Below are 23,957 nucleotides of genomic sequence, written 5' to 3'. Positions count from 1 at the left end.
GCAGGCCGCGCCACCCCCGGCAGGAGGGCAGGACAATTGACTTTACCCCCTGCGCAGGCATAATAATCCCGCGGCAGGCGAGGCCGCAGGACGCATCCGAAAATTCCCATGCTGGAGGCACAAGAATTGGCAAAAAACCGCGCATTGCAGCAGTGGCGGGTGGAAGATTCCATCGAGCTTTACGGTATCCGCAACTGGGGAGCCGGCTTCTTCAATATTTCCGAGGCGGGGGACGTGGTCGTCTGCCCGCAGGGCCCCAAGGGGCCGCAGGTCTCCATCCCGGAGATCATCTCCGGCCTGCGTGAGCGCGGTTATGACATGCCGGTGCTGCTGCGTGTGGAAAACATCCTCGACTCCCGTATCGCCAGCCTGCACGAGTCCTTCCGCAAGGCCATCAAGAACCTGAACTACAAGGGCGAATATCGCGGGGTCTTCCCCATCAAGGTCAACCAGCAGCAGCAGGTGGTGGAAAAGATCGCCCAGTTCGGCGCCCGCTACCATCACGGGCTGGAGGTGGGCTCCAAGGCGGAACTCATCGCCGCCGTCTCCCTGATGCGCGACACCGAGGCCTGCATCATCTGCAACGGCTACAAGGACGAGGAATTCATCGACCTGGGCCTGCAGGCCCAGCGCCTGGGCCTCAACCTCTTCTTCGTGCTGGAGATGCCCAGCGAACTGGACGTGCTGCTGGCCCGCAGCCGCGAGCTGGGCATCCGGCCCAACATCGGCGTGCGCGCCAAGCTGGCGGTCAAGGCCAGCGGCCACTGGACCGACTCCGGCGGCGAGCGCTCCACCTTCGGCCTTTCCCCGGCCCAGATCGTGGACGTGGTGGACAAGCTCAAGGCCTGCGACATGCTGGACTGCTTCCGCCTGCTGCATTACCACCTGGGTTCGCAGGTCTCCAATATCCGCGACATCCGCACCGGCGTCATGGAAGGCGCGCGCCTCTATGTGGGCCTGGTGCAGGAGGGCGCGCCCATGGGCTACCTCGACCTGGGCGGCGGCCTGGCCGTGGACTATGACGGCTCGCACACCAACTACATCTCGTCGCGCAACTACAATCTGGACGAGTACAGCGCCGACATCGTGGAAGCCATCATGAGCATCCTCGACGAGCAGCAGGTGGCGCATCCGCACATCATCACCGAATCGGGCCGCGCCACGGTGGCCTATTATTCCGTGCTGCTGTTCAACGTGCTGGACGTGAGCGCCGTGGAAGAGGCCCAGCTGCCCGCCGAACTGCCCGAAGACACGCCCGAGCCCGTGCTCAACATGCGCGAGGTCTACGGCAACATCAGCCTGCGCAACCTGCAGGAATGCTACAACGACGCCATCTATTACCGCGACGAGATGCGCAAGCTCTTTTCCACGGGCCGCGTGAACCTGCGCCAGCGCACGCTTTCCGAGCGCTTCTTCTGGGCCATCATCATGCGCATCGCCCAGGAGAAGGTGAAGCTCAAGACCGTGCCCCGCGACCTGCGGGACATCGACGTCAGCCTGGCCGACATCTATTACGGCAACTTCAGCGTCTTCCAGTCCCTGCCCGACAGCTGGGCCATCGACCAGCTCTTCCCGGTGATGCCGGTGCACCGCCTCAATGAATTCCCCTCGCGCCAGGGCATCATCTCGGACATCACCTGCGATTCCGACGGCCGCATCGACCACTTCATCGACCCCCAGGGCCTCAAGTCCACCCTGGACCTGCACCCCCTGCAGGACGGCGAGGAATACTATCTGGGTGTGTTCCTGGTGGGCGCCTATCAGGAGACCCTGGGCGACCTGCACAACCTCATGGGCGACACCAACGTGGTCTCCATCCGCGTCGATGCCGACGGCGGTTACGAATATGTGCGCGAGATACGCGGCGACTCCGTGGCCGACATCCTGAGCTATGTGGAATACGATCCGCGCCGCATCCTGGACGACCTGCGCTCCACGGCCGAACGCGCCGTGCGGGCCGGCCGCCTGACGCCCAGCGACCGCTTCGCCATGCTGCAGGCATTTGAAGACGGCCTGCGCGGCTATACCTATTTCGAACGCTAGGAAGGAGGGTGGCAGGGGAGAAGGACCGCTTGCTGGCGCCCGCAGGTCCCTTCGCCCCGCCCCATCTCCAAAAACACCTGCTTCCGGGGATGGGCGGAGCGCCGCACGCACGCCCCTGGTCGTCACCTCCTCCGGCGCCATGAAAAAGCCAGGCGGCTCTTCCTGCCTTCCGTCCTGTCTGGACACAAGGCGCACAGGGATGACCGCCCTTCCACTGCTGGAACATCGAACGCCCGGCCTCTCCTGCCGGGCGTCTTCGCTTTCAGGGCCCCGTCACAGGCCGGGCTGCCGTCGGGGACCGCCGGCAAGGACGACCGGAGGGCGGCGCCCCGCCGCCTGCACGGAACCACCCGCCGCCCAAACAGGCCGCCGTCCGGGGCCCCGTATGCTCCCGCCCGCGCGGGACGTCGCAGGCCATGCAGGCATACGGACGCCAGGAAGCGGGAAGCGGCAGCCAGCGCCCGTGCGGGCCATGCGTAACGCACATCTTTCCCGCGACCAGGATGGGAGGCATCCCGCCGTCCGCGCGACGGGATGCCGGACCTGCGGCTCAACCCCTAAGGCCGCGCTTGGAAGCCTTGAGGGGATTGATCTTCTTCTTGACGTCGCCTTCATAGCTGGGGATGCGGTGGGCATTGGCCTCGGCCAGACGGACGGGGTCAAGATCCAGGGCCAGCAGGCGGGCTTTGGTGGTCGCCCTGCTGCCGGAATAACGGTGCGGATCGGCCAGATTCTTGTCCAGATAGCGGGCGCTGGTCAGATACAGGCCACGTTCGTCGATGGCCAGGCAGAGTTCCTGCCCGTTCTCCACCACGGTCTGGATGACCATGCCGGAAGTGGTGCCGAAGCGATTGTCCATACGATCGTCTCCTTGGGGATGTTTGGTCCGATTTTATAGAAAAAGAATTTCATTTTCAATAAAAAACATCCCTGTCCCTGCTGACGGCCCGACCATCCCCTCCTGAGGACCGGCGCGTCCTTCGGCGCCGGCCGGACGCACAAAAGGAAACGACGCAGGCAAGGTGAGGCAGATAGGTCTCCCAGCGCAGATGGCGGCAGCCCGCACCGCCGCTGCCGGGCCCCGGATCTTGCCCCTGTCTCGCCCGCCCCGTCCTGCTCCCGCCCCTGATCCCGGCCCCGTCCGCACCGGGCAGGACCACGGGGGATGGCTGGCGCGCTCCGGTGCGCCTCCCCGTACCAGCGGCGGCCGGCAGGCTTGGCTACCGTGTCACGGGAGCGCATGGCGGGATAGCGCCTTTGGGGAGGAAGGGACATCCGGGGAAGCACGCTCCCTCCGGCGCGGAGAAGGGGCCAGGGCGCAGGCCTGGCAGCCCGGACCATCGGCAGGCTCCTGCGGCGGGGGAAGGCCTGCCCGGCGGCCCGGCTCCCTCCCGGTCAGGCATAGAGATGGCAACGTACCCGCCAGCCCGGCTCCAGCTCCTGCCAGAGCGGGTCTTCCCGGCGGCAGCGTTCCGTGGCCTGCGGACAGCGGGGATGGAAGCGGCAGCCCGACGGCGGATCCAGCGGGCTCGGCAGCTCGCCCCTGATGGTCTGCAGGGGAGCACGCCCGCCGCCCTGTCCGCCGCGCAGGGCTTCGAAGGAAGGCACCGAGGCCAGCAGGGCCCGGGTATAGGGATGGGCCGGTTCGCGCAGCAGGCGTTCGCGCGGGCCCTCCTCCACCAGCCTGCCCAGATACATAACCATGATGCGCGGGCACATGAAGCCCACCACGGCCAGATCATGGGAGATGAACAGGTAGGCGGGGCCGAAGTCCTCCTGCATCTGCCGCAGCAGGTTGAGGATCTGGGCCTGCACCGAGGCATCCAGGGCCGAGACCGGCTCGTCGCAGACGATGACGTCGGGACGGGTCATGAGCGCCCGGGCCACGGCGATGCGCTGGCGCTGCCCGCCGGAGAACTCGTGTGGATAACGCTTTTCCAGACCGGCCAGGCCCACGGTGGCGAACATCTCGCGCACCCGCTCCCGCCGTTCTTTCCGCAGCAGTTCCCGGCCGGGGATCAGGCTCTCTTCCACCGAGCTCCCCACGGTGCAGCGCGGGTCCAGGGAGGAAAAAGGATCCTGGAAGACCATCTGGATGCGTCCGGCGGCCCGGCTGTCCGCTCCGGCCGGGGGCAGGGGCTCCCCCCGGAACAGGATGCTGCCGCCGGTGGGGCGCTGCAGGCCGCAGGCCAGACGCCCCAGCGTGGACTTGCCGCAGCCGGATTCGCCCACCAGCCCGAGGCTCTGGCCCGGCCGCAGGCTGAAGCTCACACCGTCCACGGCCCGCAGCCGGCGCACTTCGCCCAGCAGGCTCTGCCGCACCGGGAAATGGCAGCACACGTCCTCCAGCCGGAGCAGGGATTGTCCGCTTTCCATCACAGGCCTTCGTCCACCTTCGCCTCGGCAAAGGTGGCCATTTCATTGAATATGTTTACAGCGCAACGCAGCAGGTGATAGGCCACGGCACCGCCGGTGCCCTCGCCCAGACGCATGCCCAGATGCAGCAGGGGCGTGCCGCTGTCCAGGGCCCCCAGGGCGGGCACATGGCCGGGCTCGGCCGAGGCATGGGACAGGATGGCGTACTGGGCCACCAGCGGGCAGATGCGTACCGCCGCGGCATAGGCGGCGCTGCAGATGAAGCCGTCCACCAGCACGGGCAGACCACGGGATGCGGCCCCCAGCATGATGCCGGCCATGATCGTCAGCTCGAAGCCGCCCAGCGCGGCCAGGATGTCCACGGCGTCGCCCCTGAGGGCCGCGGCGTTGACTTCCAGCGCCCGGCGCACCACGGCCGCCTTGTGGCGCACCCGTTCGGGGTCCGAGCCCGCGCCCGGGCCCGTGGCCTCGTCGGGATCGAAACCGAAGAGCGCGCAGTTGATGGCCGTGGCCGGTGTGGAATTGCCGATGCCCATCTCTCCGGTGCCGAAACAGCGGTAGCCCTTGTCCGCGAACTCCTCCACCAGCCCGATACCGTGCCGCAGGCCCCGCAGGCTGGTCTCGCGGCTCATGGCCGGGCCCTGGCTGATGTCGGCGGTGCCGTCGCCCAGACGGCGGTCGATGAGCAGCGGGTGGGGCTCGTAGGGCCCGCCGGCGCAACCGGCGTCCACCACGCGCAAGTCCATGCCGCTGCTGCGGCACAGCACATTGACGCCCGCGCCGCCATTGAGGAAATTGAGCGTCATCTGGCGGGTCACGGCCTGCGGCATGGGCGAGACGCCCCGGGCCGCCACCCCGTGATCCCCGGCCACGGTCAGCATCAGGGCCGGGCTCACGTCCAGCGGCGTCACGCCGCCGGCCATGGCGTACAGCCGCCGCGCCAGCTCTTCCAGGCGCCCCAGACTGCCGCGCGGTTTGGTCAGATCGTCCAGATGGGCCTGGGCCCGCTCCAGCAGGGCGCTTTCCACGGGACGGATAAAGAGGCCCGGCAGGGCGGGCACTTCCACAGCCTCACGATGTACAGGAACTTGCTTCATGCCTCCCTGTGTAACGTCTTGTCCGGCCTGCTGCAAGCGCGGCCCTTTCCCGTGCGGACAGGGACAGGCCATTCCCGCCTCCCACAGCGCGTGGGGGCAAGTTTTTCCCCGTGCGCGCTGGAGCCGGTCGCAAGGGCACCTTCCGGCCAAGCTTCCCCCTGCTCTTCCTCCGTGCGCACGGGAGCCGGGCTGTTGCGGGCCGCCTTTACCTGCGGGGGCGCCTGTATTACAAGGGGCGGGTCCCGGGAGCCGCAGCAGCGCGCCGGGCCTTCCCGGCCCACAGGCCACCTGACCGGACGGGCCGCCGGACGCACTGCCCACCGGATCGCTGCGGGCCATTGACCGCCCGGCCGGCCGTCCCCTGCGCCGCGGGCATCCGGCAACAGCCGCCCCGGCGCTCCGTGGCGGACGCCCGGTCCATGCCGGTCAGGCCGCAGCAGCACGCCGCCGGGATACCGTCCCCGCCTCCCCCGCGGGCAACGCCTGTCCGCCGCTCCCGCCTTGCCAACCCGTAACACTCACGGAGTGACCATGCATCCGTTCTTCCCCCTGCTTTCCCGCCTGCGCCGCCCTGCCGCGGCCCTCGCGCCCCTCGCCGTCCTGACCTGTCTGGCCTGTCTGGCCCTGCCCGGCATGGTCCCGGCGGCCGCGCCGGATCCCAGCCCGCGCATGACCCCGGTGGTGCGCGCCGTGCAGGCCACGGCCCCCGCGGTGGTCAACATCACCAGCACCCATGTGATGGAGCGCCAGCGCATCTCGCCCATAGAGCAGTTCTTCGGCTTCGGCCCTGGCTTCGACCAGCCCCGCCGGCAAAAGCGCGTGAGCCTCGGTTCCGGCGTCATCGTGGACGGCAAACGCGGCCTGGTGCTGACCAACGCCCATGTCATCGCCGGCGGCGACGAAGTCATGGTGAACCTGCAGGACGGCCGCCAGTTCCCCGCCGTGGTCAAGGGCGCGGAACCGGATTTCGACCTGGCCGTGCTGGAGATCCAGGGCGCGCACGACCTGCCCGCCGTGCCGCTGGGCGATTCCGCCGACCTCATGCCCGGCGAGACCGTCATCGCCATCGGCAATCCCTTCGGCTTCAACCATACCGTCACCACCGGCGTCGTCTCGGCCCTGGGCCGCACCATCCGCAGCGAGAGCGGCGTGTTCACCGATCTGGTCCAGACCGACGCCGCCATCAATCCCGGCAACAGCGGCGGCCCCCTGCTCGATCTCGAGGGCCGTCTGGTGGGCATCAACACCGCCGTCCATGCCCGCGGCGAAGGCATCGGCTTCGCCATCCCGGTCAACAAGGCCCGGCGCGTCATGGACGACCTCATGGGCCAGGGCCGGGTGGCCCCCCTGTGGCTGGGCCTGACCGCCGACGATGTGGACCAGCGCATGGCCATGGCCCTGGGCCTGCGCGAAGCGCGCGGCATCATCGTCACCAGCCTCTACCGCGACAGCCCGGCGCTCAAGGCCGGCATCGAGCCCGGCGACATCATCGAGAGCATCAACGATTCCCCGGTGCGCGACCGCCGCGACTATGTGAACATCCTGCGCAACCAGGTGCCCGGCGCCGAGCTGGTCCTGGGCGTGCTGCGCGGGGAGCGCCCGGAAAAGATCCGCGTCAGGCCCGTGCCCTTCGACGACGCCACGGCCCTCGGGATCATGCAGTCGAGCTGGGGCCTGAGCGTGCGCGAGGACGAAGGCCGTGTGCTGGTGCGCGAGACGCGCCGCTCCAGCCCCACGGATTTCCTGCGGCCCGGCGATGTCATCGCGGCCATCGGCGGCATGCGCATCCGCACCACCGCCGACCTGCTCAACGCCTTCCGCCGGGAACGTCTGGCCCGTCAGGTGCTGATGCAGGTCATCCGCGACGGACGTCCGTACTACGCGCGCATGCTGCTGCAATAATGAATCATCTATACTAAGAGCAAAAATTTATTTGGTATGCAGGGAGAACGAGTTTATAATAATTTAAACTGATTATTTTCACTTCCAAACGACATACCAACACTGGGTGTTAAATCTAATGCTGCACCAAACTTAGAAAAAATATATATAAACTTTTTTACATTTTTACCCCAATATACAATTGCACAGGACATAGGAGCCCCTTTATCATCACATTGACCATTAATCCAAAATTTTAGTCGTGTATCATATAGAAAACAAATTCCACTTGCCTTTCCAAAAATGTACTCTTTCCAATGTCGCGTATTTGTTGCTACAGGTATAAGTGCAATAACTTCTGCATGATATCGTCTATTTGCCTCCTCACATTTAGCAATCCAATTCTTAATAGTCGTACCCCGTTCTTTGTCAGCACCATATGGTGGATTAACAAAAATTGTTTTAAATTTCCATTCCTTTTGCAAACCATCTTCTGGAAGTATATAGCGGACCTTTGAATTAACTAAAGAGTATTTATTAGAACAAGGATCAAGATCAATGCCTGCACTAAAAAATTTTTCTAGTGCCTCAACATATTTAGGGGGAGTACACCAACTAGTTGATTTTTGATTAATATTTGTCCTACCTGCAGTCATTTTTATTCTCCACCCAATTTATTCAATTGAGCCTTCAATAAGTCCATTGTCCCTGAACAAGGTGATAATACATTAAACCAGCTTAATATAAAAGCTTGATTATCATTAAAATATTTTGTTAGCTCTCTATCTGCCTCACAACTTATTTGAGATTTTGTAAATATATTTATATTTTTCTTACCTGTACTATCATCAATTGAGTATGAATGAGAAAAAGCCTTCTTACATTCAGAATTTTGCAATATAAATCTAATAAATGATGTTAGTCCTTCATCTGACAGAAACAAAAGCCAATCATAAGATTGGCATAACACCTCAAGTTCTTTATTTTTATTATCTGCCGTAAACCAGTTACCGTGATTGCTGACCACACCTACAGTCAATATAAATTTTTTAATATCCTCCGATAGGGCTCCATTAATTATTTTATCTAAAAGTTCATAATAATCTCCACAAACTATATCTCCCTGAGTGTTAAAGAAAACACCTAATTGCTCACCTGTTTCTTTTTTTACTTTTTGCAATGCTGATACAGTTCTAGCAACATACGCACCTTGTTTAGCCTTTTCAATTGTCTGTGGGCCTTTCGAGTCCCCTTCTTTCCCAACTCGCTTACATTCGACCATAGCAAATGGCTGATTGACTAATTTTGAGTAAAAACATATTTTACGCATAGTGTCCACATATGATACATAAAAATAATTATCATCTCGCCCAAGAAGAGCTCCATTCTTAATCACAGAGCTACCTTTGCAATAAACTTTTTTTGAGCTAGCCTTAATAAATCCAGCATTATTTAGACTAAAATTTTTAATAATAGCTGAAGTTGTCAATTTAGATAAATTGGAAATATCTACACTAGCACACCCTTCACTTTTATGAAGTGTAAATTCTACATTATGTGTTAAAGAGGGGACACCATATTCAGGAAGTTGAGTCTCTATTGACATATTTTGGTGAAATCCCCATGATTTTAATAAATAATATGTTATTATTTCAATAAAAGTTCCAAGAGCTCTTCCCGAGGCTTTTTTTGAATCATTTGTTCTATTAAAAAAAGATGAGGCCAAATAATTTTGAATTTCATCTATAGATAAATATGACATACATTCTCCTTATTTTATGACTGATGAACATTTTTTAGTTCAAATCTAAGAAAAAATCAACAAGCTATAAATTCAATCAGAAAAATATGTATTTTATAAAATATAAAAATGCTACCATACCTTCTCTGTCAAGTGAACCAGCAGAAATCTTCCCTTGACAGCCCAAGGGGGGGGACGCTATGCATTCCTTTGGGTGGGAGCGCCTTCCCCCCAAGGACTACAAGAAACGTACGTTTCAACATCTGGAGGACACAATGGGCTACAATGTGAATGTCGATACCGACAAGTGCGTGGGCTGTGGCGAATGCGTGGATGTTTGCCCCGTGGAAGTTTACGAAATCAAAGACGGCAAGTCTGATCCCGTGAACTCCGAAGAGTGCCTGGGCTGCGAATCCTGTGTGGAAGTCTGTGAAACCAGCGCCATCACCGTCGAAGAAGCCTAAGCCCTAAGGGTGCCCAGCACCTGCAAATCAAAGTGCCGCCGGGCGTTTCGTCTGGCGGCACTTTCATAACCAGCGGAACGACCCCAATGATTCCTGATCTTCAGCCCATTTTTGCCGAATACGAAAAGCTGCGCGCCGGTTGCGACGCCATCTTCGAACGTATCCGGCATGACCATGCCCAGTGCGTCACCTGCAAGGAAGGCTGCAGCGACTGCTGCCATGCCCTGTTCGACCTTTCCCTGGTGGAGGCCATGTACATCAACCGGGCCTTCCAGCAGGCGTTTGATTACGGCCCGCAGCGTTCGGCCATCCTGACCCGGGCCGCCGAGACCGACCGCCACCTGACCCGCCTCAAGCGCGAGCTCTTCCGGGAAGAAAAGTCCGGCAAGAGCCCCGAAGCCATCATGGAAGAAGCCGCGCGCCTCAAGTGCCGCTGCCCCCTGCTGGGCGATGACGACCGCTGCCTGCTCTACGAGGCCCGCCCCATCACCTGTCGCCTCTACGGCGTGCCCACGGCCATCGCCGGCCAGGGCCACGTCTGCGGCTTCGCCGCTTTCGAAAAGGGCAAGGCCTATCCCACGGTCTATCTGGACAAGATCCAGAGCCGCCTGGAAGACCTGAGCCGCGAGATCGGCCGCGCCGTCAACAGCCGCTTCCGCGAGCTGCACGAAGTCTATGTGCCGCTTTCCATGGCGCTCATCACCAATTACGACGAGGCTTATCTGGGCATCGGCCCGGCCAGGCCCGAAAAATAGGGGGCGCACCATGCCTTCCGAACTCAGTTCCATTCCCGCCACCCTGTTCCGCGACGGCACGCCCCAAAAGCTCAACGCCGAACAGGAACAGCTCAAGCGCGAGATCTACGAGCGCATGAACCCGCGCCGCCGCAAATTCGTGGACCGCATCGGCTATGACAACTGGGACCCCTTCCAGAAGCCCAACGACCCGCTGGACGTGCGCATGGACGTGACCAAACGCACCACCCAGCAGCTGGTGCGCGAGTTCCTCCAGCTCAAGGCCGCCAGGAACGAACAGTACAGCAACGACTACGGCCGCGGCGTGCTGGAATGCGCTCTGGGCATTGTGAACCGTGACGAAAAATACCAGGGCATCACCGATTTCTGCCTCTGGTACCATGATCTGCTGAAAAAAGAGGGCCATATCCTATGAAACAGCGTTACGATGATATCGACGAATATATTGCCGACCTCAAAATGGAGATCGCGGCCAACGAGCAGTGCGCCAACCACCACTACAATCTCGGTCTGGCCCTGCTGAGCAAGCGCGATTTCGTGGGCGCCGAAGAAGCCCTGCTCAACGCCGTGCGCAACTCGCCCCATCTGGCCGAAGCCTATGTGCAGCTCGGCGGCATCTGTCTGGAACGCGGCGACCTGGAAGGCTGCCTGCGCTACAACGAGGAAGCCGCCCAGTGCCGCGCCAAGTTCCCCGTGCCGTGGAGCAACATCGCCTTCGTGCACCTGCAGCGCGGCGAACCGGACAAGGCCGTCACGGCCCTGAAAAAAGCCCTGAAATGGGACCCCGACTTCATCCAGGCCAAGAACGCCCTGACCACCGCCTACTACATGCAGGGCGATTTCGACGCCTGCGAGAAACTCTGCAAGGAGATCCTGGAAAAGGAACCCTCCTTCGCCCCCGCCTGGAACAACATGGCCCTCGCCCAGTTCGACCTGGGCAAGTACGCCGAAGCCCGCCAGTCCGCCAGCAAGGCCGCCGAACTGGGCTTCGACGTGCCCGAGGGCTTCCTGGAAGAACTCAAGGCCAAGGGCGTCTAGCACGCCACGCGTCCGCGCTGCCGTTCGGGGCAGTGTTTTTTTGATGAGGGGGAGAGGAGACCTTTTTGCAAAAAGGTCTCCTCTCCCCCTCATGCTCTCCCACGCATCCCAAAAACCTTTCTTTCGGTCCGGCCGGGCAGTCCCCGCCTTCGGGCAACGGGCAGACCATCCTGCCGTGAACGGGTACCCTGGCCGCCCTGCGGCCGTCAGCACGATCCCTGTCCTCTGGGGCGGCCCTTGCAGGACCGCTCTGGACAGGCGCCCCGTGACGACACCGCCCTTGCCCGTCGCAGGGCACAAAAAAAGGGCGGCCGGCTGCCCTTTCCTGCGCCATGGCTCCCCCACACGGCAGGGAGGCAGCAGCAGGCCATCCTCCCCGGCCGCGCCGCCCAATCACACGGCCCTACCCAACGCGCTTGGGGAAGGACAGGAGGCCCGGCGGAAGCCCCCCCTTGCGTCGCAGGCTGCGCCCGTGGCTCCCCCCGCCGCAACGGGCACGGCCCGCGGCCGCCATCCGGCCGCTGCTCGCGCCAGAGGGCGTTCCCATCCCCGCACCCCCCCTTTCCCCAGCGCGCTTTTTCAGATGGGCACGGGAGCATGCGGCAAGCATCCTTCGCCGGGCATGCGCAGCCGATATGTCATCGTTGTTGGAAATAAATTGTAAAAGTTGTGTCAACACGCCCTAGCGCGGGAAGGTGTCCCCTTCCCCCTGATCATCTTCCGGCTCCGGCACGTCGGGCAGGCTGTTCTTTTCCAGCTGCCAGCGGCTCAGGCCGTTGAGGATGCAGCGGCGGGAGTCCTTCGCCACGCCGTAGAGGGCCTTGAGGGTCTCGTCCATGTCGCTGCGGGCGGTATTGCCGGCCGAGGGGCAGGCATTGGCCCACAGGGGCAGCTCCCACTGTTTGGCGGCCTTGATGATGTATTTCTTCTCCACCAGCAGCAGCGGTCGGATCAGATGCAGCTTGCCGCCGAAGAAGGGCTCGTTCATGCTCATGCCGTCCACGCGGCCATTACGGCAGAGGTTCATGAAAAAGGTGGCGACCAGATCCTCGGCATTGTGGCCCAGGGCCAGATGGGTCAGCCTGTACTGCGAACAGAGCTCGAACAGGCGCTTACGCCGCAGCCAGGCGCAGCGGAAGCAGGGGGAGCGGCGCCGGTTTTCGACCGAATGGGCATGCGGGCCGAAGTCCGTCACCTCCAGATGCGAGGGGATGCCGTGCCGCGACAGCCAGGCCGCCAGCGGCATGTGGCTCTGCGGGTCGAAACCGGGATTGAGGTGGATGGCCATGATCTCGAAACGGAAGGGCACGATGCCCTGCCGGATATGCAGGGTCTTGAGCAGCACGAAGCTGTCCACCCCGCCGGAAACGGCCACGCCGACCCGGCAGCCGGGCCAGAGCATACCGGCCTGCTGCATGGCCTTGCCCGCGCCCTTGACGCAGACCTCCTGCGCATAGGAGCGTTTTTCACGCATACGTCCTCCTGCCCCTCGGGGCATGCAATGCTGTCTTCCTGCACGGCGGAGCGGACAGGAAGGATTTTTCAGGCCGTCGCCCTTGACAGCCGCAGCAAAGACCAATAGCATAACTCGCTTGGGCAGGCAAAGAGTTCTGTCCCTGTTGCGCCGCGCCCGCTGCTGCCGGGTACGGCGGCATTCATTTATACACTCCGCCCGCGCGCCGCGGGCAAGCCGGAGGAACTATGGCCCGCATTACCGTGGAAGATTGCCAGGAACGTGTGAACAACCGCTTTTTGCTGGTCCAGATGGCCATCAAGCGCGTGCGCCAGTACCGCGAAGGCTATGAGCCCCTCATCGAAAGCCGCAACAAGGAAGCCGTGACCGCGCTGCGCGAGATCGCCGCCGGCAAGGTGCTGCCTGACGACATGAGCCTGTACAATCCCCTGCCCGAAGGTCAGGAGCCCGCCAAGAACGAAGGCTAGAGGCCATGGCACAGCGAGACTATTACGAAGTTCTGGGCGTGGAGCGCAACGCCAGCGAGGCCGAGATCAAAAAGGCCTACCGCAAGCTGGCCATGCGCTACCATCCCGACCACAACCCCGGTGACGCCGAAGCCGAACAAAAGTTCAAGGAAGCCGCCGAGGCCTACGACGTGCTGCGCGACGCCGAAAAGCGCGAACGCTATGACCGCTTCGGTCATGCCGGCGTGCAGGGCGGCATGGGCGGCGCGGGCTTCACCAGCAACGAAGACATCTTCGCCCATTTCAGCGATATTTTCGGCGATCTTTTCGGCTTCGCCTCCGCCGGCGGCGCGCGCGGTCCCCGGCCCATGCAGGGCGCTGACCTGCGCTACAACCTCAAGGTCTCCTTCGAGCAGGCCGCCACGGGCGACGAGATCCCCCTGACCCTGCCCAAGCACATGACCTGCCCCGACTGCTCCGGCAGCGGCGCCGCGCCGGGCAGCAAGCCCGAACCCTGCCCCCAGTGCCACGGCACCGGCCAGGTGCGCCACTCCCAGGGCTTTTTCCAGATCGCCATGCCCTGCTCCGCCTGTCAGGGCACCGGCCAGGTCATCAAGAAGCCCTGCCCCCGCTGCAAGGGCCAGGGCATCGTGGAGGAACGCCGCGAGATCGTGGTGCGCGTCCCCGCCGGTGTGGATACCGGCACCCGCCTGCGCGTGCGCGGCGAGGGGGAACCCGGCGAGCACGGGGGGCCCCCGGGGGACCTCTATGTGGTCCTGCATGTGGAGCCCAGCAAAAAATACGAACGCCAGGGCCAGGACCTCATCTATACCTGCGAGATCAGCTTCGTGCAGGCCGCCCTGGGCTACCGGGTGGAAGTGCCCGGCCTCAAGGGTCCCCTGCCCCTGGACATCCCCAAGGGCATCCAGAGCGGCACCCTGCTGCGCCTCAAGGGCGAAGGCATGCCCTATCCCGGCCGCAGCGATCGCGGCGACCTGCTGGTGGAAGTCCGGGTGCTGACCCCCACCCGCATCTCGGACAAGCAGGCCGAGCTGCTGCGTGAATTCGAACGTCTGGAGAGCGAAAGCCCGCTGGACAAGGTCAAGAAGCTGGGCAAGAAGCTGGGCAAGAAAATGGGCTTGGACTAGACGTCCCGATCGCGGGCCGCGGGCAGGGCCCCGGCCGCCCCGCAAAGGCCCTTCCCCAACGCGCCTTATCAAAAAGGGTGACAGTCATGGAGACTGTCACCCTTTTTCTGTAGGGGCCTCCGGGCGGCCCCCCTGTTTGCCGTGATGTACGGGAAGCGCCCGCCCCGGCGTGCCTAGGGCCAGGCCGCGGCATCCCCGCCGTCCGGCTCCCGGCTGCCGTCTGCTGCCTCGCCGCTCCCGTCCTCCGGCCGCGGCGGCTGTCCGTCCCCGCCCTCCCGCGCGGCCAGGGCCCGCAGCGTCCGGTGATCCACCTTGCCCGAACCCAGCAGCGGCAAGGCCGCCAGCCGCCGTACACGGCGCAGCATATGCAGGCCGGAAAGCCCCTCTTCCCGCAGCACGGCATTGGCCCGGGCGCAGTCCAGCGGCAGGGTCGTGAACAGGGTGAGCACGGGCTGGCCGCCTTCCTCCGGGGCGTCCACGGCCAGCACGGGGCCTTCCTGCCCCGCCGGCGCGGGAAAATGGCGCCCCAGCACGGCCTCCAGCTGCGGCAGGGAGATCATCTCCCCGCCCAGCTTGACGAAGCGTTCCTGCCGTCCCGCGAAGGTCATGTGCCCGCCGCTGTCCGCCCGCACCAGATCGCCGGTGCAGTACCAGTCCTGCCCGTCCAGACGCAGAAAGGGCGAGGCCGGGCCGTCCGCGCTGCCCTGCCCCAGATAGCCGGTGAAGACATTGGGCCCGCGCACCAGCAGCAGGCCGGTCTCGCCGGGAGGCAGGCGGCGGTGCGGGGCCTGCGGCGTCACGATGGCCGTCCGCACCGAAGGCAGGGCCATCCCGATGGTGCCGATGCGCTCCGCGCCCGGCAGGTTGAGGCTGATGACCGGCGCGCACTCGGTGACGCCATAGCCTTCGCAGAGCCGGCCGCCGCCGGAAAGGCGCACGAAGGCGTCGTGCACAGACTGCGGACAGGCTTCCGCCCCCACGAAGGCCAGACGCAGGGATCCCAGATCCCCGGGCCGGGCCTGACGCAGCATGCCGTCCAGGAAGGTGGGGGGCGAAGCCAGCAGGGTCGGCCGCCAGACGCGGCAAAGGGCCGCCAGACGCGCCCCTTCCGTGGGATTGGCATGGAAGACCGCGGGCATGCCGAAGCAGAGCGGCAGGACGATGTTGCCCGTCAGGCCCAGGGAATGGAAGGGCGGCAGCATGGCCAGCATGACATCATGGCTGTCCAGGGCCAGCACTTCGGCCACGTCCCGGCAGTTGGCGAGGATGTTGGCATGACTGAGCGGTACGCCCTTGGGCGCTGCCGACGAGCCGGAAGTGAACAGGATGGCGGCCAGGGGCGACAGCCGGCGGGGCACGGCGCAACCTGTCCAGCCCGCCAGGGACAGCAGGGAACGGACAAGGGCCTCCAGCCGCAGACCGGGCGACATGGCGGCCGGGACGTCTTCCAGCGGCAGCCAGGCGGCCCCGGCGGCGGTGACGGCCTCGCGCAGGCCGTTGCCCTCAAGGCGCTGCAACAGGGCCCGGGCACTGAGGATGCGGCGCACGCCCGCCAGCTCCAGACAATGGCGCAGGTTGCGCGCTCCGGTGGTCCAGTTCAGCATGACCGGCGTCTGCCCGGCCAGCAGCACGGCCAGCCAGGCCAGACAGGCGGCCGGCGAGGCGGGCAGCATGATGCCCAGCCGCGACTCCGTGCCGTGATGGCGGCGCAGGTACAGGGCCAGGGCCACGGCCCGCGTCCAGAAGGCCCGGGCCGTGAGCGTCCGCCCGCCGTCGGCCAGCAGGGGCCGGCAAGGGGCGCGCCGCAACTGGCGCAGGATGACCACGGGCAGCTCGTCCGCCGCGGGCAGGGCCAGGGCACGGGCCGGACGCTGGTGCAGGGCCTCCTGCCAGCGCTGCGAGGCCTTCCGGGCCGCCGCTTCCGCCGCCGGATCGGGCGTCACCTGTCCGGCGACCGCCAGCAGGCAGTCATTGACCGTCCGCAGCTGCTCCAGACTGTCCGGGGCCCGGCCGAAACGCTCCTCCAGCCGCAGGGCCAGCTCGGTCAGGGCCAGGCTGTCCAGGCCCAGGTCCGTGTCCAGCCGCTGCTCCGGCCCGAGGCTGTCCCAGGCCGGATCCAGGGGCGAAGCCTCCGCCAGCAGGCGCAGGACGGCTTCGCGCTCGGCATCCGGCAGGGCGGCCGCCGACGGGGCCGTGGCGGCAGGCGACGGCGCGACCGGCGGCAGCGGACGCCAGCGGTACAGGGGCACCGCCCGCAAACTGTCCTCTTGGGCGGCGTAGAAGGCTTCCAGCGCGGCATTGAGCGGCCGCACCCCCGCTTCCGGGGCAGGCAGGTCCTCCGGCAAGGCGAAACGGATGCGCACCTCCCGGCGGGGCAGGAAGAAGATGCCGTTGGCCAGCAAGGCCCCCAGCCCGCGCAGCAGGGCGCGTCCCAGCGAAGGTTCGCCCCAGGCCCAGCTGAAGGAGGAGCCCCAGAGGCCGTGCGTGTGCACCAGGACCGGGACGCAGCCGGGCACGGCTCGCAGCAGCCGGTACACGCCGCTGTTGCCGCCAAGGTGCGTGTGCCCGTCGCGGCTCAGGCCGCCGGAGGGATAGAGCAGGACGTTCTCGCCCCGCTCCAGGGCGGCGGCGCAGGCGTCCAGGGCCTGCCGGACCCGGTCCCGGGCGGACAGGCCGTCGCGGCGCAGATCCGGCAGGGAGATGCAGCCCACCAGGGCGGCCAGGGGCCGCAGCCACGGCCTGCTGATCTGATGTCTGTCCGCCAGCGGGCGCAGTTCCAGCGCCGCCAGATGCGTACAGAGCAGGGCGGGATCCACGAAGGCGGGATGGTTGGGCAGCACCAGCAGGCCCCGGCCCTGACGCCGTGCCCGTGCACAGGCCTGCCGCAGACTGTCCAGGCCTTCCAGCCGGACCCGGTAGCGCAGGGCCAGCAGGCCGCGGATCGCGCCCAGCAGCGGGCGGGCCAGCAGCCGCGCGAGACGGGAACGGGGAGCCCCCGGCGCGGCAGCCGTGCCCACAGCCGTGTCCGGCAGGGCCTGTCCGGCCCCGGCCGCGGGAGCGGGACCGCCGTCCGGCCCCTGCGCGGACGGCTGCGGTCCCCCGTGACCTTCCGTCAGGTCCAGGGCCCGCAGGCGCCGGCCCAGGCAGAGCGCCCAGACAAGGGCCAGCGCCCCCAGCAGCAGATGCCCCACCGAGGGCGGCAGGAAGGACAGCAGGGCGTAGGCCGGTCCGGCCAGGGCCATGCCCGAAAAGGAAAAGAAGTTGCTGGTACCGAGGATGCGCCCCTTTTCGTCAGCCGCGGGGCGCAGCTGGATCTGGCTGGATACCGGCACGATGTACAGGCTGCCGCAGGCCCCCGCCGCCACATAACAGACCACGAGCAGGCCGAAGCGCCAGCCTTCGGGAGCCAGGGGCACGCAACCGGCGGCCAGCAGCCAGAGGCCGATGCCGGCGCAGGCGCGGGGCACCGAGGCGCGCCAGTCGCCCCGGACATGTCGGGCGGCCAGGGCCGCGCCCGCGCAGATGCCCAGCATCAGGCCGCCGGGCAGCAGGCTGGCCGTGGTGGCCCCCAGGCCCAGCTGCGCCACGCCGTAGGCATTGATCTCCAGCAGGATCAGGGTCGAAAGGCTGTAGAAGAAGGCGTCGGCGCAAAGGCAGCAGAAGATGTCCCTGCGGGCGCGCAGACGCCACAGGTCGCGGGCGGAATCCAGCGCGCCCAGCCAGGGGAAGGGCGGCAGGGCTTCCCTGCGGGCGGCCGCTGGCCGGTAGGGGATGAAGGCCACGGAGCCCAGGCCCAGCACGGCCACGGCCACGACGGTGACGGCCACCAGCCAGCGCCCGAAGGGGATGGCCGTGTCCAGCCACTGGCGTTCCAGAGCCCCGCCGGCCAGGGCGATGCCCAGCAGGATGGAGGCCGTGGTGGCCAGCTTGAACAGGGCGTTGACGCGCGGCACGTCCCCGCGCGGGAAGAGTTCCGGCAGCGAACCGTTGAGCGCCGGGCTGAACAGGGTGGCGCTGGCCCCCATGCAGAAGAGCATGACCAGCATGCCGCTCCAGTGCAGCTGGAGCAGGCCCCAGCCCCCGGCCAGCATGGCGCACAGTTCCAGGCTCTTGGCCGCCAGCACCAGACGGCGCTTGGGATGGCGGTCCGCCAGCCAGCCGGCCCAGGCGGAAAAGAGCACGAAGGGCAGCGAGAAGAGCACCGTGCCCCAGGCCTGCACGGCGGTGTGGCCCATGCCCACGGCCAGCAGCAGGACGGCCTGCTTGAAGAAATTGTCGTTGAAGGTGCCGAGGGTGTAGCTCACTCCCAGCGAGACGGTCTGTCGCAAAAATCCCCTGCTCATGCGCACTCCTTGCAGCAGCGGCGCATGGCGGCGAGCCCCGGCGGAAAGCGCCCATGCCGCAAGGCGGCGTGCGCGTCCCGGTCAGGCCGGGATCAGGGACGGCCGTCCTTTTCCGCGGCCAGCTCCGCCAGCGCATACTCCCGTACCCGGTCGAGCATCTCCACGGTGAAGGGCAGGTCGCGCCGGTAATGCACTTCCTTGCCCTGACGCCGGGGGACCAGCAGGCCGGCCCGCACCAGGACGTTCACATGGTGGCTCACGGCCGTGCGGCTCAGACCGACAGTGGCCACGAGGCTGCTGAGGCTGATGCTCTCCCCGGGCTCGAACAGCAGGAGGATCTTCTGGCGGGTGGCGTCGCCCATGGCGGAAAAGACCTGTGCCACGCGCTCCCAGTCGTCCGGCAGGGCGGTGATATAACGGGAATTCATGCCCCTTGTGTAGACGCCGGGAAAGTGTGCTGTCAACTTCAAACTACAAAAGTAGTCTTATCGTGTCAACTAAAAAACTAATTTTATAGTTTTATACAGGCATACCCATGAAACCGCCGCGAGCGGGAAGCGGCCGCCGTGTCCTGCGACGGACGCCCGGCGGCGTGCCATCCTCCTGCGGACGGCCGTGCCTGCCCCTCCGGCCCATGACACGGCCCTTCCCGGCAGGCAGGTGAACGGCCCGGTCAGCACGACAACACCTGCCCGAAGTCAGGGGGCAGGTACAGCGGCGTGCCCGTCCCGGTCAGCGCAGCACGGCGGCCGCCGCCCGCGCCATGTCCAGGCGCTCCGGCAGCCGCTGCGGCAGGGAAAGGCGCAACGCAAGCCCGCTGTCCAGCGCCACGGCCAGCACGCCGCAGATGCGCAGCTGCGCCTGTTCCGGCATCTCGGGCACGGCCCCCAGACAGAGGAAAAAGGCCAGCCCCTCCGCTCCGGCCCCGCCCAGCAGGGCCTGCCCGGCAGGGCCCAGACCCAAGGGCGCGGCACAGCCCAGGGCGCAGATCTCGCCCAGCAGCAGGCCCTCCTGCGGCCGTTGCTCAGGATGCAGCACGCCGAGGGCGCTTTCCGGCGCCCTGCGCCAAAGGCGGAAGACCTCCTGCCCGGCAAAGCCCTCCAGACCGTCCGGGAAGCGCCACAGCTCCGGGAGCGCGTCCCCAGCCGGGGGCACGGGCCGGAGCAGCAGGACGGCGCCCTCCCGATCCGGCGCGCCCTCCCCCGCGCTCATGCCCCGGCCTCCGCGATCTTCCGGGCCATGTCCCGTCCCAGCCCGAAGGCCCGGCGGCAATCCTGCGGGAACAGCTCCTCGCGGCTGCGGCGCTTGTCCGCCACGGAAAAGCGCTCGGCCCGGTACTTGCCATAATCGTCGAACTGCCAGGTATCGTTCACATACAGCACGTCCGGCCGGCTGAAGATGCGCTCCAGACAGCCTTCCATGAGCGCGAGGGTCTGCGGATAGCCCAGCTGGCGCATGGTGGCCGCATCCACGTTCATGGTATAGATGCAGGCCGTGGCCAGCCGGCGGGGGGCGATGGTGCTGCGCTGCCGGTCATAGACCAGATAGGGGAAGCAGAGGCGCTCCTGGAACGAGCGCATGACGCCCGTCACGTTGCCGAAATAGACGGGACTGCCCAGCACCAGCCCGTCGGCCTGCTCCAGCGCCGCCAGAAGGGGCGACCAGCCGTCCTTGACGGCGCAATGACCGTAGGAAGGCCCGCCCAGACGCTTGCAGGCGAAGCAGCTGCGGCAGCCGGAACCCTGCAGGGCGTACAGCTGGACCAGCTCCGTGGCCGCGCCCGCGCTGCGGGCCCCTTCCAGGAAATGCTCCAGCACCGTGGCCGTATTGCCCCCGGGACGAGGGCTGCCGTTGACGGCAAAGATCTTCATGCTCTCCTCCGTATCTCGCGGCGCCGGCCGTCTCACGAGGCCGCCCGCGCGCCGTCGCTGCGGTTGCGGGCCAGGGTGCAGCCCACGGCCAGCAGGCTCAGGACGCCGAACAGCACCATGTCCACCTGCATGCAGTGCAGGAAACTCGTGATATTGTCCCGGCCCACGGGCTCGTGGCCCAGGAAAAAGCTCAGGGTCAGGGTGATGATGGTCAGATTGCCCAGCATGCCCGCCGTGCGCACCGTGCCCACCAGACCGGAGGCCTGCCCCACCCGCTGCGGCCCGGCCGCCTCCAGGATGATGGTCGTATTGGGCAGGGCGAAGATGCTGGCCCCGGCGCCGATGAAGCACTGGGACGCCACGATGATCCAGAGCGAGGAATCCATGTCGAGGAAGGCGGCGCTCAGCAGGCCCAGACCGCAGAGGCAGGTCCCGGCCGTGCTGACCAGGCCCTGGTCGTAGCGGTCGCAGAGGCGTGCGGCCACCGGGCTGGCCAGGGACTGCACCGCGGCCTGCAGCGCCAAGGTCAGGCCGGCTTCCTGCACCGTGAAGCCCCGGCCCACCTGCAGGTAGAGGCTGAAAAAGAAGATCATGCCGAAAAAGGAACAGTAGTTGACGAAGGCCGCCACCAGCGACAGGCTGAGGACCCTGTTGCTGCGCAGCAGGCGCACGTCCACCATGGGGAAGGGGCTGCGCAGCTCATGCCGGACGAAAAAGGCCAGCAGCGCCAGGCAGAGCGCGAAGAGCAGCCCGCCCGCCAGCATATCGTCCGCGATGGTGGACGCACCGGAGGTCAGGGCCGCCATGGAAGCGCCGTAGAGCAGACAGCCGCGCACGTCGAAGGCCTGCTTGCCGGCCACGCGCCATTCCCGGGGCACCCGGAAGATCATGATGCACATGGCCGCCAGCGCCGCGATGCCCGTACCCCAGAACAGCCAGCGCCAGCCCAGCCAGCCCGCCACCAGCCCGCCCACCGGCGGACCGCAGGCGATGCCCGCATAGACGGCCACCCCGCTGAGGCCCAGATAGCTGGCCCGCAGCTCCTTGGGCGCGGCCGAGGCCAGCAGGGCCAGGCTGGCCGAACTCAGCATGGCGGCCCCCATGCCCTGGAACAGGCGCAGGCCGATGAACAGATCGATATACGGGATGAAGCCCAGCACCAGCGCCAGCACGCTGAACAGACTCAGGCCGCACAGGAAGATGCGGCGGCGGCCGTAGATGTCGCCCAAGGTCCCGCCGGCCAGCTGGAAGACCACCAGCCCCAGGGTATAGACGGCGCCCAGCAGGCTGAGTTCGCGCGCGCTGGCGCCCAGGCTCTCGCCCAGCGGCGGCAGCACGGCATTGACCCCGGCCACCATGAAGGGCATGAAGAACTGCGCCGCACACACGGCCAGCAACAACCAGCGATGTTCTTTTGCGATACTCATGCGCCAGCCTAAGACCGAAAGGCCGGGACGGTCAACCGGACGCAAATTTGTGAAAAAAAGAACCTTCCGGCGCAGGCTCCCGCGGGCAAAGGCCCGCGCATCGGGGATGCCCGGCCTTCGGGCCGCCGCCGGGCGCGGCGGGCCTGCGCCATCCCGGCGGATGTCCCGGGCTGTGCCACAGACCGCCCGCCGGGCGCGCCCAGCCTGCGCGGGCACGGGCCTGTCCCAGCAGTCCCGGCCCTTCTTGCACAGGATGCACAGCCCCAGCATGGGCAAGGACCACCTGTTCGCACAGCCCGGCCAGGTCCCGCACGGCCTCACGCAGCTCCTGCGCGGGCGGGAGCCGGCTTCCTTTACCCCTCAAAACGAAACGTGATGCACGCAGCCCCTGCGCGGACGGGAGCCTGTCGTCCCGTCCCGGCCGGACCGGGCCGGACGTCCATGCCGTCTCCCCGGCTGGTGTCCGTCTGTTCCCGGACAGATCGCACATTGGGACGCGACACGGGCCGGACACGAAAAACGGGAAGGAGCCCCTCCTTCCCGTCATCCTTGCCGTGCCGCGCCGTCTACAGGCCCGCTTCTTCGGCCAGACGCAGACACATCTCGGACTTGTTCAGGCTGTACAGATGGATGCCCGGCGCGCCGCAATCCAGCAGCCGGCGAATCTGGCGGGCGGCAAAGCGCAGGCCGGCCTCGCGCACGGCTTCCACGCCGCCCGCGTTGTGGGCCGCCTCAAGATCGAGGTAGAGCTTGCCCGGGATGTTGGCCCCGCACAGCGACAGCACCCGGCGCAGGGAGTCGAAGCTCTGGATGGGCAGGATGCCCGGGATGACGGGCTGCTCCAGCCCGGCGGCCCGCAGGGAGCTGACCAGGGACTCGTATTCGCGCACGTCGAAAAAGAGCTGGGTGATGACGAAATCCGCGCCGGCACGCAGCTTGTCCGCCAGATAGGCGCGGTCGGAGGCAAAGGTGGCGGCATCGGGATGCGGCGCGGGATAGCCCGCCACACCGATGCCCAGATCGGCATGCTCCGTGCGCAGGTAGCGCACCAGGTCGCGGGCATTGCGGAAGTGCCCGGCGTTCCAGTCCCAGTGCTCCACGTCGCGTGGCGCGTCGCCGCGCAGGGCCAGCACGTTGTGCACCCCGGCCCGGCGCAGCCTGCCCACGAAATCGCTGATGGCCTGCGGCTCGGCCCCCACACAGGTCAGATGCGCCATGACGGTGAAGCCCCGCCGCGCCAGCTCGGCCGTGACGTTGAGGGTGTTCTGCTGCTTGCCGCCACCCGCGCCGTAGGTCACGGACAGGAACAGGGGATCGAGCGCCCGCAGGCGTTCCACCGTGGCGTAGAACTCGGGCAGCTGACTTTCCGCTGCGGGGGGGAAGAATTCCAGGGAAACGAAGGGCTTGCTTGTCTGGCGCAGGGCCTGGGCGATATACATGACGCAACTCCTCGGGCGGTATCGGAAAAAGGCTTTCGTATCTGGCCACAGACTATATCAATATAACTTGATAAGTCAATATAGATTCCTGCACCGCCCTCCTCCCGGCGGCCCTTGCCAAAAGCACGGGCGCGCTCTATTCAACAGACATGGACATGCTCGTCACGCACCTTTCCCCGCCGTCCGGCGGCCGCCTGCCGGAAGGCAGGGACCGGCCCGCCCGGAGGCGGCGCGCCCACGACCACGGATTGCGGACCTGTCGGGGCCTTTCCTGCCTGCTGCTGGCCTGCCTGCTGCTCTGGCCCGCGGCCGCCCGGGCGGCCGACAGCGGCGCGGCGGCCCCGGATGCCTCCCTCAACCGCGAACTGGAGCAGCTGGACCTTTCCGCCCTGCCCGTCCTGCCGCCCCTGCCCG

General features: G+C 65.6%; 21 protein-coding genes. 9 read left to right on the top strand and 12 right to left on the bottom strand.

All coding sequences use genetic code 11. The annotated features are described in order from the left end of the window. Window positions 1-108: 108 nt before the first annotated feature. A complete protein-coding gene (gene speA / locus Q1X76_RS03680) occupies window positions 109-2,043 on the top strand; it encodes a biosynthetic arginine decarboxylase (RefSeq protein ID WP_300718175.1) in 1,935 nt (644 codons plus the stop codon). 550 nt (window positions 2,044-2,593) lie between these two features. Here the strand turns inward: speA and Q1X76_RS03675 are convergent. The 3 genes from Q1X76_RS03675 to cobT all read right to left on the bottom strand — a co-directional run bounded on the left by Q1X76_RS03675 (window position 2,594) and on the right by cobT (window position 5,516). Beyond that, the gene (locus tag Q1X76_RS03675; protein WP_300718174.1) at window positions 2,594-2,902 is read right to left on the bottom strand and encodes a hypothetical protein; all 309 of its coding nucleotides are present in this window, start codon (window positions 2,900-2,902) and stop codon (window positions 2,594-2,596) included. Window positions 2,903-3,438: 536 nt separating this feature from the next. Continuing rightward, window positions 3,439-4,419, bottom strand: coding sequence for an oligopeptide/dipeptide ABC transporter ATP-binding protein (locus Q1X76_RS03670; RefSeq protein WP_300718173.1), 981 nt, complete (start codon window positions 4,417-4,419; stop codon window positions 3,439-3,441). Further along, on the bottom strand, window positions 4,419-5,516 hold the full coding sequence (gene cobT / locus Q1X76_RS03665) for a nicotinate-nucleotide--dimethylbenzimidazole phosphoribosyltransferase (RefSeq protein WP_300718172.1): 1,098 nt from the start codon (window positions 5,514-5,516) through the stop codon (window positions 4,419-4,421). The genes Q1X76_RS03670 and cobT overlap by 1 nt, the downstream gene beginning before the upstream one ends. A gap of 531 nt (window positions 5,517-6,047) precedes the next feature. Here cobT and Q1X76_RS03660 point away from each other — a divergent pair. Then, window positions 6,048-7,418, top strand: coding sequence for a trypsin-like peptidase domain-containing protein (locus Q1X76_RS03660; protein ID WP_300718171.1), 1,371 nt, complete (start codon window positions 6,048-6,050; stop codon window positions 7,416-7,418). Between the two features lie 53 nt (window positions 7,419-7,471). On the opposite strand, the gene Q1X76_RS03655 is transcribed toward Q1X76_RS03660, so the two are convergent. Both Q1X76_RS03655 and Q1X76_RS03650 read right to left on the bottom strand, forming a co-directional pair. After that, window positions 7,472-8,053, bottom strand: coding sequence for a DNA N-6-adenine-methyltransferase (locus Q1X76_RS03655; RefSeq protein WP_300718170.1), 582 nt, complete (start codon window positions 8,051-8,053; stop codon window positions 7,472-7,474). Between the two features lie 2 nt (window positions 8,054-8,055). Beyond that, window positions 8,056-9,159 carry a hypothetical protein gene (locus Q1X76_RS03650; protein WP_300718169.1) on the bottom strand — a complete coding sequence of 368 codons (1,104 nt, stop codon included), beginning with the start codon at window positions 9,157-9,159 and terminating at the stop codon, window positions 8,056-8,058. Between the two features lie 254 nt (window positions 9,160-9,413). Between Q1X76_RS03650 and Q1X76_RS03645 the strand changes: the two genes are divergently transcribed. The 4 genes from Q1X76_RS03645 to Q1X76_RS03630 all read left to right on the top strand — a co-directional run bounded on the left by Q1X76_RS03645 (window position 9,414) and on the right by Q1X76_RS03630 (window position 11,395). Next, window positions 9,414-9,602 carry a ferredoxin gene (locus Q1X76_RS03645; protein ID WP_366140974.1) on the top strand — a complete coding sequence of 63 codons (189 nt, stop codon included), beginning with the start codon at window positions 9,414-9,416 and terminating at the stop codon, window positions 9,600-9,602. An 86-nt stretch (window positions 9,603-9,688) separates the two neighbouring features. Continuing rightward, a complete protein-coding gene (locus tag Q1X76_RS03640) occupies window positions 9,689-10,357 on the top strand; it encodes a YkgJ family cysteine cluster protein (protein ID WP_300718167.1) in 669 nt (222 codons plus the stop codon). Window positions 10,358-10,367: 10 nt separating this feature from the next. After that, a complete protein-coding gene (locus Q1X76_RS03635) occupies window positions 10,368-10,772 on the top strand; it encodes a hypothetical protein (RefSeq protein ID WP_300718166.1) in 405 nt (134 codons plus the stop codon). Beyond that, on the top strand, window positions 10,769-11,395 hold the full coding sequence (locus tag Q1X76_RS03630) for a tetratricopeptide repeat protein (protein ID WP_300718165.1): 627 nt from the start codon (window positions 10,769-10,771) through the stop codon (window positions 11,393-11,395). The genes Q1X76_RS03635 and Q1X76_RS03630 overlap by 4 nt, the downstream gene beginning before the upstream one ends. Window positions 11,396-12,077: 682 nt before the next feature. On the opposite strand, the gene Q1X76_RS03625 is transcribed toward Q1X76_RS03630, so the two are convergent. After that, complete coding sequence (locus Q1X76_RS03625) at window positions 12,078-12,869, bottom strand: tRNA 2-thiocytidine biosynthesis TtcA family protein (RefSeq protein ID WP_300718164.1); 792 nt, start codon at window positions 12,867-12,869, stop codon at window positions 12,078-12,080. 227 nt (window positions 12,870-13,096) lie between these two features. Here Q1X76_RS03625 and rpoZ point away from each other — a divergent pair, with 227 nt between their 5' ends. After that, entirely contained in the window at window positions 13,097-13,336 is a 240-nt protein-coding gene (rpoZ, locus tag Q1X76_RS03620; RefSeq protein ID WP_006008148.1) for a DNA-directed RNA polymerase subunit omega, read from the top strand. Window positions 13,337-13,341: 5 nt separating this feature from the next. After that, entirely contained in the window at window positions 13,342-14,463 is a 1,122-nt protein-coding gene (gene dnaJ, locus Q1X76_RS03615; RefSeq protein ID WP_300718163.1) for a molecular chaperone DnaJ, read from the top strand. Window positions 14,464-14,636: 173 nt separating this feature from the next. On the opposite strand, the gene Q1X76_RS03610 is transcribed toward dnaJ, so the two are convergent. The 6 genes from Q1X76_RS03610 to Q1X76_RS03585 all read right to left on the bottom strand — a co-directional run bounded on the left by Q1X76_RS03610 (window position 14,637) and on the right by Q1X76_RS03585 (window position 23,543). Then, entirely contained in the window at window positions 14,637-18,806 is a 4,170-nt protein-coding gene (locus Q1X76_RS03610) for an MFS transporter (protein ID WP_300718162.1), read from the bottom strand. A 92-nt stretch (window positions 18,807-18,898) separates the two neighbouring features. After that, window positions 18,899-19,234: a metalloregulator ArsR/SmtB family transcription factor gene (locus Q1X76_RS03605; RefSeq protein ID WP_300718161.1), complete on the bottom strand. Its 336-nt coding sequence runs from the start codon at window positions 19,232-19,234 to the stop codon at window positions 18,899-18,901. Window positions 19,235-19,538: 304 nt separating this feature from the next. Next, complete coding sequence (locus Q1X76_RS03600; protein WP_300718160.1) at window positions 19,539-20,018, bottom strand: hypothetical protein; 480 nt, start codon at window positions 20,016-20,018, stop codon at window positions 19,539-19,541. Then, a complete protein-coding gene (locus Q1X76_RS03595; protein WP_300718159.1) occupies window positions 20,015-20,677 on the bottom strand; it encodes a flavodoxin family protein in 663 nt (220 codons plus the stop codon). Before Q1X76_RS03595 ends, Q1X76_RS03600 begins: the two co-directional genes overlap by 4 nt. Before the next feature lie 32 nt (window positions 20,678-20,709). Further along, on the bottom strand, window positions 20,710-22,104 hold the full coding sequence (locus Q1X76_RS03590; RefSeq protein ID WP_300718158.1) for an MFS transporter: 1,395 nt from the start codon (window positions 22,102-22,104) through the stop codon (window positions 20,710-20,712). 566 nt (window positions 22,105-22,670) lie between these two features. Next, a complete protein-coding gene (locus Q1X76_RS03585; RefSeq protein WP_300718157.1) occupies window positions 22,671-23,543 on the bottom strand; it encodes a methylenetetrahydrofolate reductase in 873 nt (290 codons plus the stop codon). A gap of 155 nt (window positions 23,544-23,698) precedes the next feature. Between Q1X76_RS03585 and Q1X76_RS03580 the strand changes: the two genes are divergently transcribed. Next, a partial coding sequence (locus tag Q1X76_RS03580; RefSeq protein WP_300718156.1) for a hypothetical protein occupies window positions 23,699-23,957 on the top strand: 259 nt, incomplete at its 3' end.

The organism is uncultured Desulfovibrio sp., from assembly GCF_949282365.1.
In the GTDB taxonomy this organism is placed as follows: domain Bacteria; phylum Desulfobacterota; class Desulfovibrionia; order Desulfovibrionales; family Desulfovibrionaceae; genus Desulfovibrio.
The sequence above is the reverse complement of the archived record's forward strand: the minus strand, read 5'-3'. Positions and strand labels throughout refer to the sequence as shown.

Excerpts from the sequence above, each read along its gene's own strand:
- rpoZ (WP_006008148.1), top strand. The coding sequence starts at position 13,097 with ATGGCCCGCATTACCGTGGAAGATTGCCAGGAACGTGTGAACAACCGC.
- Q1X76_RS03645 (WP_366140974.1), top strand. The coding sequence starts at position 9,414 with ATGGGCTACAATGTGAATGTCGATACCGACAAGTGCGTGGGCTGTGGC.
- Q1X76_RS03660 (WP_300718171.1), top strand. The coding sequence starts at position 6,048 with ATGCATCCGTTCTTCCCCCTGCTTTCCCGCCTGCGCCGCCCTGCCGCG.
- Q1X76_RS03640 (WP_300718167.1), top strand. The coding sequence starts at position 9,689 with ATGATTCCTGATCTTCAGCCCATTTTTGCCGAATACGAAAAGCTGCGC.
- Q1X76_RS03635 (WP_300718166.1), top strand. The coding sequence starts at position 10,368 with ATGCCTTCCGAACTCAGTTCCATTCCCGCCACCCTGTTCCGCGACGGC.
- Q1X76_RS03610 (WP_300718162.1), bottom strand. The coding sequence starts at position 18,806 with ATGAGCAGGGGATTTTTGCGACAGACCGTCTCGCTGGGAGTGAGCTAC.
- Q1X76_RS03650 (WP_300718169.1), bottom strand. The coding sequence starts at position 9,159 with ATGTCATATTTATCTATAGATGAAATTCAAAATTATTTGGCCTCATCT.
- Q1X76_RS03585 (WP_300718157.1), bottom strand. The coding sequence starts at position 23,543 with ATGTATATCGCCCAGGCCCTGCGCCAGACAAGCAAGCCCTTCGTTTCC.
- speA (WP_300718175.1), top strand. The coding sequence starts at position 109 with ATGCTGGAGGCACAAGAATTGGCAAAAAACCGCGCATTGCAGCAGTGG.
- Q1X76_RS03675 (WP_300718174.1), bottom strand. The coding sequence starts at position 2,902 with ATGGACAATCGCTTCGGCACCACTTCCGGCATGGTCATCCAGACCGTG.
- Q1X76_RS03630 (WP_300718165.1), top strand. The coding sequence starts at position 10,769 with ATGAAACAGCGTTACGATGATATCGACGAATATATTGCCGACCTCAAA.
- Q1X76_RS03605 (WP_300718161.1), bottom strand. The coding sequence starts at position 19,234 with ATGAATTCCCGTTATATCACCGCCCTGCCGGACGACTGGGAGCGCGTG.
- Q1X76_RS03670 (WP_300718173.1), bottom strand. The coding sequence starts at position 4,419 with ATGGAAAGCGGACAATCCCTGCTCCGGCTGGAGGACGTGTGCTGCCAT.
- cobT (WP_300718172.1), bottom strand. The coding sequence starts at position 5,516 with ATGAAGCAAGTTCCTGTACATCGTGAGGCTGTGGAAGTGCCCGCCCTG.
- Q1X76_RS03595 (WP_300718159.1), bottom strand. The coding sequence starts at position 20,677 with ATGAAGATCTTTGCCGTCAACGGCAGCCCTCGTCCCGGGGGCAATACG.
- Q1X76_RS03625 (WP_300718164.1), bottom strand. The coding sequence starts at position 12,869 with ATGCGTGAAAAACGCTCCTATGCGCAGGAGGTCTGCGTCAAGGGCGCG.
- Q1X76_RS03600 (WP_300718160.1), bottom strand. The coding sequence starts at position 20,018 with ATGAGCGCGGGGGAGGGCGCGCCGGATCGGGAGGGCGCCGTCCTGCTG.
- Q1X76_RS03590 (WP_300718158.1), bottom strand. The coding sequence starts at position 22,104 with ATGAGTATCGCAAAAGAACATCGCTGGTTGTTGCTGGCCGTGTGTGCG.
- Q1X76_RS03655 (WP_300718170.1), bottom strand. The coding sequence starts at position 8,053 with ATGACTGCAGGTAGGACAAATATTAATCAAAAATCAACTAGTTGGTGT.
- dnaJ (WP_300718163.1), top strand. The coding sequence starts at position 13,342 with ATGGCACAGCGAGACTATTACGAAGTTCTGGGCGTGGAGCGCAACGCC.